Source organism: Bhargavaea ginsengi (assembly GCF_900109165.1).
GTDB classification, from domain to species: Bacteria; Bacillota; Bacilli; order Bacillales_A; family Planococcaceae; genus Bhargavaea; species Bhargavaea ginsengi.
This window is the reverse complement of the sequence record NZ_FNZF01000001.1, coordinates 643705-656559: the sequence shown is the minus strand read 5'-3', so window position 1 is coordinate 656559 and position 12855 is coordinate 643705. Positions and strand designations below refer to the sequence as shown.

The following is a 12855-nucleotide window of genomic DNA, read 5'->3' as shown; positions in this document are numbered from 1 at the left end:
TAAAGGAGGCTGAGATTCAGTTGTGCAGATTTCTTCATGCTTCTGTAGGTAATGATAGGGGTCTCAATGCTTGAAGGATTGTTTCAAGGGAAGCCGCACTCCGGAAATGAGGGAAATGTCTGGTCACCGTCACGTTTGTCGGGGCCAAGTCGCTGTATGAAACCAAGAAGGTGCCAAAGGGGGAGCGGCACAGAATCTCCGAGATCATCCATCCTAGCGCGAAGTGGGAGAAGGTTGTTGATGGTGCGGCGAACTTCTTTTAGGTTTTTAGCTTTCCCGGAAAGCGCGCTCAACGACAATATTCAGCAATTCTTATCTTAAATTGTCAAAATAGATAGACTTTTATTGGCCGATTTATCTATAATAGAATCAGAAAGGGAATCATCACTCATTTATTCCAATGATTTGGATTTCTCTGGGTCATTTGCTTCCTTGTCAGTCTGGTTCCTTTTTCTTAGTTGAGAGGTGCGAGGTGAGGAGAGGGTGAATGGTTGCACTTAAATGGTGCACCACAGTAGTTAATTTCCTGGAGAGACAGCAGGGAAAAATCAGATCAAAGGGGATGGGGGCATGAGAACAGCGATGTTCTTGATAGGAGAGGAGACCATGGGAATTGTTCCGGAGTACGACACTTTTGGGGACCTGCACGCCAAGGTGCTGCTGCCGGAGGAGTATATCACAGTCGGGGCCAGCCCGACTCAGTTGATAGACCGTACGCTGAAGACACAGGGAACCAGTTTCCGCGGAGCGCGGGACGGCGCCAATTACATCCTGTCGAGAACGCATAATACGCCCGTCCGGATCGAGGGGGAGGAGACAATCATCCTTTTCCCGACCACTTCGCCGTCGAGGGAAGATTGTACATGGTTTGCCTTGCACCACATCGATCGCTATGAAGCGGTGGAAAAGGGGAAAACGTGCGTGACACTCACGAACGGTCACACCGTCACACTGCCCGTCAGCCGGTTTAGCTTCCATAACCAATTCCAGAAAGCGCTGCGTTTTAAGTATCAGCTCGTTGAACGACGCGACATCCGGTTGCTCCTGATCCGTGAACCGAAAAAACGCTATCATCTCGTCAAACGGGACGGACAGCGGAACTTTGAAGACAACTGAACCCGGCCCCTGCTTAAAGATGAGCAGGGGCTTTACTGTATCCATCCGAACCCGGCTGCCTATATAAATAGAAAGATTGCGAAGGGAGCGGACGGGATGGAACAGCAGCATCTGCACCGGATCGATCCGGTAAATGAAATTCTTCTTTTCTATGATGCGAGAATCGCCCCGCTGGATCTGTTTGCTTATGAACGCCTGCTTGAGCTGATCAGTGATTTTGGCGAGAAGGAAGTGCTCCACACACTCCGGGCCGCGGCTTCAAAGCGCATGCGGGGTGACGGGATCCTGGAATGGGTGTACCGTCGGCTATCACCAGGCCCATCGGAAAAGTGATCATTTGAGCGGGAGAGCGATCCCCCGCTGTTTGTCATACATACCTCCTGCCGGATGCGGGTAATAGAAGGGTATCGGGAGATTTGATCCAAACCTAATTACTGAATGGAGGATTCGATGGAGATTCAAGAAATCGTTGAGGAGATAAAGGATGAAATGATCCGGATCCGCAGGCATATCCATGCGCATCCGGAGCTGAGCCATGAGGAATACGAGACGACCCAATTTGTAAAGGAACAGCTGAAAGACACGTCAATCGAGTGGCAGGAGCTGGGACTGGAGACAGGTGCAGTCGGGCTGATGCACGGGAAAGCCGGCGAAGGGCCGGTACTGATGCTGAGGGCGGACCTTGACGCGCTGCCGATTGATGAAGAATCAGGTGTCGAGTTCAAGTCGGAAAAACCCAATGTCATGCACGCCTGCGGCCATGACGTCCATACGACTGTGCTGATCGGTGCCGCAAAAGTGCTCGAGCGTACGCGGAATGAATGGAAAGGAACAATCAAGTTCGTCTTCCAGCCGTCCGAAGAGCGGGCAGGCGGCGCGACAGAGTTGATCGAGGCAGGGGTGCTCGAGAATCCGAAGCCGGACCATGCAGTGTGCCTCCATACGTGGCCATCGACGGATGCCGGGAAGATTGGAATCCGGCCGGGCCCGATGACTTCGGCGAACGACACATTCCACGTGACGGTGACGGGCACGGGCGGACACGGTGCCCATCCGGAGAAAAGTGTCGACCCGATTCCCGTTGCAGGGGACGTCGTGGATATGTTCCAGCGCATCATTTCACGGAACCTGTCGCCGTTCGAACCGGCCGTCATCACCGCAGGGCAGATCGACGGGGGCACGGCAAACAACGTCATCGCCACAAAAGTGAACATCTCCGGAACGGTCCGGACTCTGAATCAGACCACCCGCGACTACATCAAAAAGCGGATGGCTGAAATTGCGCACCACGTTGCCGCCGCCTCAAACGCTGAAGCGGATGTTGACTTCAAGGGAGCCGGCTGTCCGCCGGTCATCAATGACCCGCACCTGACCGGATTGCTGGAACAATCGCTAAAAGACCGGATCGGCGAAGAGAATATCGATTATCTTAAAGTGCCTTCAACGGGCAGCGAGGACTTCGCCTATTATCTTGAACATATTCCCGGCATGCTGTTCCGCCTCGGCACGAGGGACGATGAAGACAGCCGGACTCACCTGCCGCTCCACAACCCGGGCATCGTCTTTGATGAGCGCGCGATTCCTACAGGGATCACCGCCATGAGCGGATTTGCGATTGATTATCTGAACGGGGTTCATTAATAAGAAAGCCGGCCGCTGGGGCCGGCTTTTTACGGTTTCGGAGCGAAAATCAGGGCGAATGCGAATCCGGCAAGGATACCGAACGGCATGGTGTCGAACAGGACATCGGTGAGCAGCCCGATGCACATTCCCATCGTGAGCCAAGTCCAATTGTCATCGGCCTTCCTTTTTTCTCCCATCAGCTGCCACACTGATTTCGTTCTTTCCTTTTATCTTCATCAAAGACGCCGCTGAAGATGATCGAGAAGACGAGGCCGAGTGAAATGCCCATGGCGATATTCTCGAACAGCATGCCAAAGACAACGGCGTATACAGATCCGATGGCAATTCCTGAACCATTGAACGTGCTTCTCAGTTTTTCTCCCATATTGGTTCACTCCTATTGGCGGAGAGCAACTCTCCGATTTAATGTTGCTTATTATTCGCGTTAAAAGCTGCGGAGAAAATCACAGAATAGGTGATGGCGAAAGAGAGTCCGAGTGCCCAGCTGTCCAGTGCGATTCCTGTGGATATTCCGAGCATGAGTCCAATGGGAATACCGGCCCAGTTAAATGACCTCTTAGACTTTTCTTCCATTTACGCTCACTCCCTTACCCGGTTATACGGTTTGAACGGTAATTAAGTTTCGGAATTTTCAGTGTATATGATTCTTGTATGGACATTGCTGGGAAATAGAGTATTAATATAGAAGGAGAAGATTGGAAAGGAGCGCTCACTATGCCGGTCGCGTCGGAAGTCCTTGAGGGAACCAGGCTTTTATACATATTCAATCTATTGAAGGCAAATGTTGTACGCAATCGGCGTACGATGACGGTTGTTCTGCTGATACCGGAGGAGGCAGAGGACAGGACAGCTGTGCAGCTGAAGCAGCTCGCCCGTACAACCGATCTGCTGTTCCGGACGGATATTCCTGGGGAATGGGGCCTTCTTTTGCCGATGAGCGGAGCATCCGAGGCAAAAGGCTTCCTCAACCGCCTGTTCCGGGAAGTTGGAGAGATTAAGGCGGCGGTTATGGAAGTCGTGCATCCGGACGTGGAACTGAAAGCTGCACTGGAAAAGATGCGGACCGTTGCCGGCAAAGAGGAGCAGGTATCAATAGTCGTTGACCCGGAGTTCAAGCGCCTGCCCGAAGAGGTGAAAGTAACTGTTCTAGACCCAGACGACTTATTCCGAGAAGTCCTGGGGACGGCACTGGGTCAACTGGAAGTCCCGAATGTCCGACTGGATATCCGTACATTCAAAGACGGGCAGTCGTTCCTTGAGTCAGGATGGGCACGTTCCGCGCATCCCCACCTGGTTGTTATGAACGACCTCCTCCCGAGACAGAACGGGCTTGATGTCCTGCACACACTTCGCGCCATGCCGAATGATGAGAAGTTCATCATTCTGATGATGACCAGGCGGCAATCCGAGGAGGACATGACCTATGGCTATGAGAGCGGAGCGGACGGCTACCTGACGAAACCATTTAACCTCCGGCTGTTTGAGGCACAGGTAAAACGTCTTTTTGCGAGGCTGTGGTCATGATGGCGGTACCGATCACGGTGGTTTTCTGGGCTGTGGTGGCCATGCTGTCACTCTTGGCGGTGCTCACGATCTATCTGTTTGCCGCACGGTGGGTCGAAGACAGGAAACAGGAGGCCGCAGTGGCTTATGTGGAGCGGAATCGGATCAAGTGGTACCGGGTGCTTCGCGGACTTGAAGAAGCGGATGCATCTTTGGTGCCCGAAAATGAGGCAGAACGGATGGCGGTCGAGGAGATATTCCGTTCCTATATGAAGAATTTATCCGATCCGGAGATCAACGGCCGGATTCGTGGGTTTGCGGAGACCTACTTGGCGTACTTCTATAAAAGAAAGCTGAGAAGCCGGGATTGGAGCACTCGGATGAACGCACTATACCGGATAGAAGATTTTAAGATCAGCAATTTGCTTGAGGACTTAAGGAAACTGGATCGCAAAAAGCTGTCCGCCGAAGAAACCTTCCAGTTGCTGATGATCGAGTTGCAGTTTGAACCTGACCTCTTCTTGGAACGGACAGAAAGACATCTTGGGAAACTGACGGAATATGAGGCCCGTCAGCTGTTTTTCCTAATGCCGGACCACCTGTTTGAGCAGGCGGGAAAACGCTTTCCGGATCTGGAGCCGGTGTTCCGCTACGCGCTCATCGAAGTGCTTGGCATGCGGCAGGACCTCGCTAAACTGCCATTCCTTGAAGGACTGCTGGATAGCCCGGATGACGAGACCCGTATCCGGGCACTGCGGGCAATCGATGCATTGGGAATCAGGACTCCGAATCGGATATTGAAGCAGGCGATTAACTCGACTGTCTGGGAAGAACGTTTTCTGGCGGGGAGAATGCTTCACCGGCTTCATCCCGGAGAGGCGGCCGTATTTGCTGAGCAGCTCAAGGAAGATCCGTCATGGCTTGTCCGTCAGGAAATCTTGACACTTTCGAAAAAAATCTATGGCGCGAAGACTGCCGATCAAAATGATGGAGAGGAGGTATCCGGGTGGAGACGGTGATTGAATTCATCATGAAGCTTTTCGGCGGGCTGATTTTCATTTATATGCTGGTGGTCATCGCGACGTACAGCGCGATGTTCCTGTTCGCGTTCACCGACCTCAGGCGGCAGCGCCGGCTGGACCGAAGAGAGTCGGATGACCGGTTTATCCAGGCTTTTTATTCCAAACCGGTTTCGATCCTTGTTCCGGCCTATAACGAGGAGGCCGGAGTGGTCGGGAGTATCCACTCGCTCCTCAACCTGAATTATCCGCAGACAGAGTTGCTAGTTATTGATGACGGTTCAACAGACGGGACGGCTGCCGCAGTCATCCGGCGTTTTGATATGGTCCTGGCGGAAAAACCTGTGAATCCACAAATCTCTACGGCAAGGGTAACCGAGCTTTATCGCTCCCGGATCCATCCGAACCTCTGGCTGATCCGTAAGGAGAACGGCGGCAAGGGAGACGCATTGAATGTCGGCATCAACTATGCGCGCTTCCCTTATTTCTGCACCATCGACGGTGATTCCATCTTGGATGTGAATTCCCTGATCCGGGTCATGAAGCCGATCATGACATCGGGAGGCAAGGTGGTCGCGGCCGGCGGGAATGTGAGGATTGTGAATGGCATGGCGGTTGACCACGGTGTCGTTTCGGAGATCCGCATGTCCGGGCGACCGCTTGTCGTCATGCAGATCGTGGAGTATTTGCGGGCATTCCTGATGGGCCGGATTGCGCTGAGCCGGCTGAACATGGTGCTGATCATTTCCGGTGCTTTCAGCGTATTCTCGAAAAAATACGCGATTGAAACCGGTGGCTATAACACTGAGACGATTGGTGAAGACATGGAGATGGTCGTGAAAATCCAGCGGCTCATCAAAGAAAGAAAAGAAGACGCCCAGGTGGAATTTGTTCCGGATCCGGTGTGCTGGACGGAAGCGCCGCAGACACTCAGCGTCCTCCGCAGGCAACGGAGGCGCTGGCATCAGGGTCTCCTGGAAAGTCTTTGGCAGCACAAAAAGATGACGCTGAATCCGAAGTACGGAACGGTCGGAATGCTGTCGTTTCCGTATTTCTGGTTCGTCGAATGCCTGGGGCCAATGATCGAGTTGGGTGGTTATCTATACGTCATCACTGCGTTTTTCATGGGCGGAATCTATTATGAATACGCGGTGTTGCTCATGCTACTGTTCATCTTGTATGGAACGGTGTTCTCGGTCGGTTCGGTGTTGCTTGAGTCCTGGAGCCTGAATGCCTTTCCGAAAAGGCGGGATGTGCTGCGAATGATGGCCTTGTCGCTTACAGAAGTGGTCTGGTACAAGCCGCTGACCCTGTTCTGGCGGGTTGAGGGTCTTGTCCGTTCCATGTTCCGCATCCGCTCCTGGGGCGACATGGAACGGGTCGGTGCAACAAAGGGGATGTCTGAATGAAGAAGTTTTATCTGATTGTCGCAGGGGTACTGATCGTTCTGATCCTGCCGGTCCTACTCTGGTTTATGAAGGACAGCCGTCCCCTTTCTGTCACTGTGATTGATAAGACAGTGCCGGATGAAACGTACCGGGAGCACCTCGGACTCAACTGGGTGCTGAACCACTTGAAAATCCGGAAATCCGGGGGCGAGGACTACGCCTACGCGACCGATTATTCGGGGTTCGATCCGGTTCAAAAACAGGAAGATCCGCTGCCGGAGGACTACAGTGATACAGACTTGATTTATCTGGCGGATACATATGGGGTGTACGAGGAGGATTTGGGGACAGAGAGAAAAGGTGCCCGCTCTGAAAAGGTTTATGGAGGACTTCAGGCTGATGAATGGTCAGCAATTGAAGAAAGGTTACGGACTGATGATCCGGTTCTCCTGATCGCCGAATACAATACATTCGCTTCCCCAACGGAATCCGAGGTGCGTGAGAAGGTGATGCGTACGCTCGGGGTCGGCTGGGATGGATGGACCGGCAGGTTTTTTGACGAGCTGGACTACCGTGAAAACGAGGAAATTCCGCAACGGGCCGTTGATGATATGGCCGGGGAGTGGAACTATTCCGGACCCGGTTTTTTGCTTGTGAATGATCTCGATAGCTCGATTGTTGTGCTGGAGCGCGAGAAACATCTGACCGGTGAGGGCATCCGCCTGGCCTTTACGGAAGAAGGGAAGGAACGCTTTGGCATTGACCGCAGTACCCGATACGATTACTGGTTTGATATCGTGGTCCCCGAAGAGGGCGGCGTGGCCTTGGCAGAGTATGATTGGGGGCTGACCGATGAGGGCCGTGAAGTTTTGGAGGAGCAGGGAATCCCGGCAACGTTCGCGGCAGTGATCGGAAAACAATCCGGAGAAGCGAGGACATTGTACTTCGCCGGTGATTACAACGATGTTCCGAAAGTGCCCACGTTCTATCAGATGATAGGCTTGCCCAGCGTGTACCGTGTATTGAATGCATTTTCGGATGATGCGTTTTACTGGTCGGCCTATGTGCCCATGATGAGCGCGCTTCTGGAAGGGTTTGACGAAGAAGAGCGGATTGCTGAAAAAGGGACGAAAGATGAACCGGATCATATATCAAGAATGTCCGGAGACCGGTTGGAGGTGTTCTCGGATGGAGAATGGGCGCCGATGACGGTGAAGGGCGTTAACATCGGCATGGGCAAGCCTGGCCATTTTCCGGGAGAGGCGGCCATCACCGAGGAAGAATATTACCGATGGTTTGAAATGATCGGTGACATGAATGCCAACACCATACGTGTATACACACTCCACCCGCCAGGCTTTTATCGCGCCTTGAAGGCATACAACGAGTCGCATGACAACCCGCTTTACGTGATGCATGGCGTCTGGATCAACGAGGAAAAACTGGTGGAGTCGCTGGATGCATTCGAAGAGGAGAATCTGACTGACTTTCGTGAGGAGATTCATCGGATTGTCGATGTTGTCCATGGTAACGCCGACCTGCCTCACCGACCGGGTCATGCGTCCGGTTATTATGACGCTGACATCTCGGAGTGGGTCAGCGCATGGATGATCGGGGTTGAATGGTATCCGTACATGGTCCAAGAGACAAACGACAAACATGCCGGAATCGGTGATTTCGATGGGGATTATTATCGGACGGAAGGCGCGAGGCCATTTGAATTCTGGCTTGCGGAGCAGATGGAATGGATGACGGCCTATGAATATAAGGAATACGGAGCGCTTCGGGCGATGAGCTTTACAAACTGGGTCACAACAGATCTGATGGATCACCCTGCAGAATCCGCTGAGCAGGAGGACCTTGTCCCGGTTGATCCGAATCTGATATACACGAAGGGCGTGATGGAAAAAGCCGGCATGTTCGCGTCTTATCATGTCTACCCGTACTATCCGGACTTTCTGAACTATGAGCGGCGCTATCTGGAATTCCGTGACCACAGGGGTGAGCCGAATAACTATGCCGCCTACCTAAAGGAACTGCACGAAGCGCATCGTATGCCTGTCCTGATCGCCGAGTTCGGCATCCCGGCATCGAGAGGGATGACCCATGAAAATCCGTTCGGCTGGAATCAAGGATTTATGTCGGAGAGGCAGCAGGGGGAAGTACTGCAACACCTTTATGAAGATATTATTCAGGAAGGCATGATGGGTGGCCTGATCTTTACCTGGCAGGATGAGTGGTTCAAACGCACGTGGAATACGATGGACTACGACAATCCTGATAGACGGCCATTCTGGTCGAATGCCCAGACGAACGAGCAGCAGTTCGGTATCCTCAGCTTTGACCGGCTAAAGGTGAACGTCGATGGGGAGGTATCCGACTGGAGCGGGGAACCGTTGTATCGAAAAGAGGATGGTCCGATTCGGGCGGTGTATGTCGACCACGATGAGCGGTATTTGTATGTGCGGCTTGATGCACAACTCGGAGAAGGAGGGCATCCGGTCGTTCTCTTGGATACAGTGCCGGAGCAGGGGAACACAACAATTGCTGGAGTGGAGGGTGCGGCATTTTTAGAAGGCATGGAGTTCATCGCTAATCTGAATGGCGAGGAATCCCAGCTCCTGATCGATCCGTACTATGATTTCCACCACTATCTGTATGGAAAGAAACTTGGCATGATCCCGGATATTGATCGGGTAAATGACAGCGGCCGGTTTATCCCGATCGAATACGCGCTCAACAAAGAATATTACGTTGCAAATGAAGATCGGACTATCCCATTCACTGTTTACGAGACAGGGAAACTTCGTGAAGGGAACAGCAATCCGGAATCGAAGGAATATGATTCCCTTTCCGATTATTATGTAGGGGAGGGCGTGATCGAACTGCGTCTTCCCTGGCTGCTTCTTCAGTCAAAGGATCCGAGCATGAAAGAGTTCATGGGGAATCTTGCGGAAGACGGGGAATCGGCCAGTGTCATCATCGACCAGATCGGCCTAGGGGTACTGATGGTCGGAGAAGACGGCGGAGTTGTCGATTCACTGCCGGAGGCTGATTCAGGAAAGATCGGCCCGTTCAAAGGGTATACCTGGGATAACTGGAATCTGCCGGAGTCGGAGGAACGGCTTAAGCAGTCGTACGAAATCATCAAAAAAGTGTTTCATGATCAATGAGGAAGCAGAAAGCCGGCCGCTGTGGCCGGCTTTCTTGTGGACGATTAATCTTCCTCATCCTCTTCTTCACTTTTCCTGAACACGATTGAAAAGATAATCGCGATTCCGGCACCGACGGCGAAGCTGTCCATAGCTGTTCCAATCAAAAGGCCGAGCAGCACGCCGAGAAGAATGGCGGATGCGCCGGTTTTATTAAGTTTGTCCATGGAGCTTCACCTTCCGTTCGGGGTTTTTTCCATTTTCTCATAGAAACGGTGGAGAGGGAATGATTGAAGTCGTTCCGCTCTTTCACGTTATAATGGAGGGACTTGGAATGGACGGAAGGGGTGTCTAACGGATGGACAGGCAGCAACTGATGGACTATATCGCTTCGACGACACATTTATACGGGATGGTTCCCTACGAAAAGGTGGCGGAAATCTATACGGAACAGACGGGAGACCGGGTAAGCGCGGAAGAGGTGAGGCAGCTGGCCCGGGAGTCCGAAGAAGACATGGACCGGATGTTCGTATGGGCTGAACCGGAATTCCTGGCCCACGATACCGTGATGCAGGAAGACGAAGCGGAGCTGTATCTTGAGGCGACGAAAGGAAAGCCGTTTTATGTACCGGAGGCGGAGGAGCTGCTCCGGTACCGGGACGACAACTATATTGAAAAGACGGCGCAGGCCCGGGCGTTGGAGAAATTCGTGAGTCAGCGTCTTTTGTTTGATGATGAGGAGGTAGCAGAGCTACAGGGATGGATCCAGTCCGCTGCGAATCGGGCAGAGGGAGATGCGTTACAGAACCTGATCTCGGTTCTCCGGGCCGGAGATTATTTTGGGCAGATGGATCCGGACGACTTTGAAGACCTGATGCGCTACTCCGCCCATATGTACAATCACGTCCGCAGCTGGTCACACCGCGGCCATACACCGTATGAGACGGGAGAAGAAATCCTTCTCGGCATGCCTCGGCCGGAACTGGATGAAGGTGTTCAGGGGAAAGTCGACTACATCCTGGCGCTGACTCACCTTTGGGGAATCGCGCCGGTCACGAAGGTGCGGGAAGTGTTTAATCAGCAAAACGGGACGGCACTTGCGGACTCGGACTTTGCGGCGGTACTGAAGGACCCGTCCGCTGCCGAGTGGCTCGACCGCGGATTTGTCCATGTGAAGGGCGACCGATTTATCCAAGAAGATTTGCAGGACCCCGAGCGGTTCGACTATTACTCGAAGCAGGCGAACGGCAAGCCGTATTATGTGCCGGAGAAAGAAGAACTGATGCTGTATGTGGATGCCGACCATTATGAAGTCACACCGGAATTGGAGAAGTTCCAAAGGTTCGCGGAGCGGAAGCTGTTCCGCGGTGAGGAAACACGCGCCAGCAACTGGGTCGACTATGCCCAGTACCTCGCTGCGTCGAATACACCGCCCGCACAGGCGATGGGTCTGCTGCTGGACGATGAAGGCATTGTATTTGATGACGACAAGCAGGCAAATGAACTGATCGGCCTGTTCTTCGATATGGTGAACGCGACCCGGATGTGGGAAAACCGCGGACACACGCCGAACGAGATTAGAGGAAGCGGTGGACTGAAGGTGCTGTCGGGCGGAGCTGCAGGGTCTGCCGGAGCCGGCCAGCCCGTTGTTTCCGATAAAGTCGGACGGAATGACCCGTGTCCATGCGGTAGCGGGAAGAAGTATAAGAAGTGCTGCTGGAAGAAGTGAGAGGAGATAGTGTGTGAAACTGTCGGTGCGTAACACTCGGGGCCGGTTGTGTAACACTCAAGTGCCGATGCGTAACACTCGGGGGCAGTCGTGTAACACTCGCCGAAGCCGCCCGTCCGACAGGTGAATCTCGCCACTCGAACGTTCAATCTCGCCACTCAACTGCCGGTTCTCGCCACTCACGATGCCAATCCCGCCACCCATAAGAAATCCCCAGCAGGCGCAAAGCCCGCTGGGGATTTCTTATGTCATCTTTCGCACGCGTAGTTGTCTTTGTCCCGGTCCATCTTCGACTGGTAGGCCGGGTGTCCGGCTGGGACGCCGTCCGGGTATTTCGTGCGGAGTTCTGTGCAGTTTTTGAACCATTCCGTGGTCGTGCCGCTTTGGGCGTTCGGGTCACCGTCATAGTTTGTCCCGCCGGATGTCCCGCCCCCGCCGGAAGAGGTACCGCTTGTTGAAGCGGGTGCATTCGCAGCAGCGCTTTGCTGGCCGGAAGCTTCCGTATCAAATCCGGAGTCGGTGGCGTAGTCTTCGATCGACCAGATGCCGACTTTCTTCGCTTTGGCTTCCGCTTCGGCGGCTTCAAACGGCGTCAGGTGGCGTGTGCTCGGCGGATAGACGTAGCCGACGCGGGCAAGGCCTTCCCGCAACAGAGTCTCCTGGACGCTCTTGCCGTTTACATACACATAGGCGAGCAACCGGCCGTACTTGTCGGTCCGGTCGCCGATGTCGAATTCAATGGAGAGTTCGCCGCTGTTCACAAGCTCGCGGTTGCGCTCCTTCGCCTGTTCGCCGAACGGCTGCTTGCCGAGGCGGGGGTGGCTCGTTTCCGGCGTATCGATCAAGAGGTAGCGGACATTTTCTTCTTGCCCATTGTAGCGGATCTTGATTGTGTCGCCGTCGATCGTCTTGACGAGTTCGACCGGTATATGGGCCGTGGTTCCGCCGGTTTCGGTCGGTTTCTTGGCAGGCTCCGTTTCTTCTTTTGCCGCCTGTTCTTCCGGTTTGGCCTGAGCGGTTTTCTCCGGGGTCTCATCGTTCGCCGGAGCAGTTTCCTCAGGTTTCTTTTCCGGCTCAGACGATTCTTCCGTTTGGACCTGCTCCGTCTCTTCTTCCATAACATCTTCATCTGTGACCGTTTCGCCACAGCCGGTGAGGAATAGGGCCAGACCGATCAGGAGGATTGCCGGAGCGGCTTTGGAGTGGTACTTCACCCGTTTTCTAAAACGTAAACCCATGGGGTGCTTGCCTTCTTTCTTGGTAAATATTCCAAAGTTATTTATAGATGAAATTTGGTAGAAAGT

Annotated in this window: 13 protein-coding genes; 8 read left to right on the top strand and 5 right to left on the bottom strand. The window is 53.4% G+C overall.

Annotation, left to right across the window (positions count from 1 at the left end; translation table 11 throughout):
• Positions 1-570 precede the first annotated feature (570 nt).
• The 3 genes from BMX91_RS03115 (at position 571) to BMX91_RS03105 (ending at position 2757) form a co-directional block, all read left to right on the top strand.
• A complete protein-coding gene (locus tag BMX91_RS03115) occupies positions 571-1116 on the top strand; it encodes a competence protein ComK (RefSeq protein WP_092049834.1) in 546 nt (181 codons plus the stop codon).
• Between the two features lie 96 nt (positions 1117-1212).
• The gene (locus tag BMX91_RS03110; RefSeq protein WP_092049831.1) at positions 1213-1449 is read left to right on the top strand and encodes a hypothetical protein; all 237 of its coding nucleotides are present in this window, start codon (positions 1213-1215) and stop codon (positions 1447-1449) included.
• 117 nt (positions 1450-1566) lie between these two features.
• The gene (locus BMX91_RS03105) at positions 1567-2757 is read left to right on the top strand and encodes a M20 metallopeptidase family protein (protein WP_092050756.1); all 1191 of its coding nucleotides are present in this window, start codon (positions 1567-1569) and stop codon (positions 2755-2757) included.
• 29 nt (positions 2758-2786) lie between these two features.
• Here BMX91_RS03105 and BMX91_RS15690 read toward each other — a convergent pair whose 3' ends face one another.
• The 3 genes from BMX91_RS15690 to BMX91_RS15685 are packed head-to-tail and all read right to left on the bottom strand — an operon-like array spanning position 2787 to position 3333.
• Positions 2787-2936: a hypothetical protein gene (locus BMX91_RS15690; RefSeq protein WP_177168242.1), complete on the bottom strand. Its 150-nt coding sequence runs from the start codon at positions 2934-2936 to the stop codon at positions 2787-2789.
• Complete coding sequence (locus BMX91_RS03100; protein ID WP_092049828.1) at positions 2936-3124, bottom strand: hypothetical protein; 189 nt, start codon at positions 3122-3124, stop codon at positions 2936-2938. The genes BMX91_RS15690 and BMX91_RS03100 overlap by 1 nt, the downstream gene beginning before the upstream one ends.
• 38 nt (positions 3125-3162) lie before the next feature.
• Positions 3163-3333 carry a hypothetical protein gene (locus BMX91_RS15685; protein WP_177168241.1) on the bottom strand — a complete coding sequence of 57 codons (171 nt, stop codon included), beginning with the start codon at positions 3331-3333 and terminating at the stop codon, positions 3163-3165.
• 141 nt (positions 3334-3474) lie between these two features.
• Between BMX91_RS15685 and BMX91_RS03095 the strand changes: the two genes are divergently transcribed.
• The 4 genes from BMX91_RS03095 to BMX91_RS03080 are packed head-to-tail and all read left to right on the top strand — an operon-like array spanning position 3475 to position 9843.
• The gene (locus BMX91_RS03095; protein WP_092049825.1) at positions 3475-4284 is read left to right on the top strand and encodes a response regulator transcription factor; all 810 of its coding nucleotides are present in this window, start codon (positions 3475-3477) and stop codon (positions 4282-4284) included.
• Complete coding sequence (locus BMX91_RS03090; protein ID WP_092049822.1) at positions 4284-5282, top strand: HEAT repeat domain-containing protein; 999 nt, start codon at positions 4284-4286, stop codon at positions 5280-5282. Before BMX91_RS03095 ends, BMX91_RS03090 begins: the two co-directional genes overlap by 1 nt.
• Positions 5270-6691 carry a glycosyltransferase family 2 protein gene (locus BMX91_RS03085; RefSeq protein ID WP_245744216.1) on the top strand — a complete coding sequence of 474 codons (1422 nt, stop codon included), beginning with the start codon at positions 5270-5272 and terminating at the stop codon, positions 6689-6691. Before BMX91_RS03090 ends, BMX91_RS03085 begins: the two co-directional genes overlap by 13 nt.
• Positions 6688-9843 (top strand): hypothetical protein, encoded by a 3156-nt coding sequence (locus BMX91_RS03080; RefSeq protein WP_092049819.1) that lies wholly within the window; start codon positions 6688-6690, stop codon positions 9841-9843. The genes BMX91_RS03085 and BMX91_RS03080 overlap by 4 nt, the downstream gene beginning before the upstream one ends.
• 44 nt (positions 9844-9887) lie before the next feature.
• On the opposite strand, the gene BMX91_RS15680 is transcribed toward BMX91_RS03080, so the two are convergent.
• Positions 9888-10049, bottom strand: a complete 162-nt coding sequence (locus BMX91_RS15680) for a hypothetical protein (protein WP_177168240.1) — start codon at positions 10047-10049, stop codon at positions 9888-9890.
• Between the two features lie 131 nt (positions 10050-10180).
• On the opposite strand from BMX91_RS15680, the gene BMX91_RS03075 reads away from it, so the two are divergent.
• Positions 10181-11551, top strand: coding sequence for a YecA family protein (locus BMX91_RS03075; protein WP_092049816.1), 1371 nt, complete (start codon positions 10181-10183; stop codon positions 11549-11551).
• A 248-nt stretch (positions 11552-11799) separates the two neighbouring features.
• On the opposite strand, the gene BMX91_RS03070 is transcribed toward BMX91_RS03075, so the two are convergent.
• Positions 11800-12789, bottom strand: coding sequence for a thermonuclease family protein (locus BMX91_RS03070; RefSeq protein WP_092049813.1), 990 nt, complete (start codon positions 12787-12789; stop codon positions 11800-11802).
• Between the last annotated feature and the right edge of the window lie 66 nt (positions 12790-12855).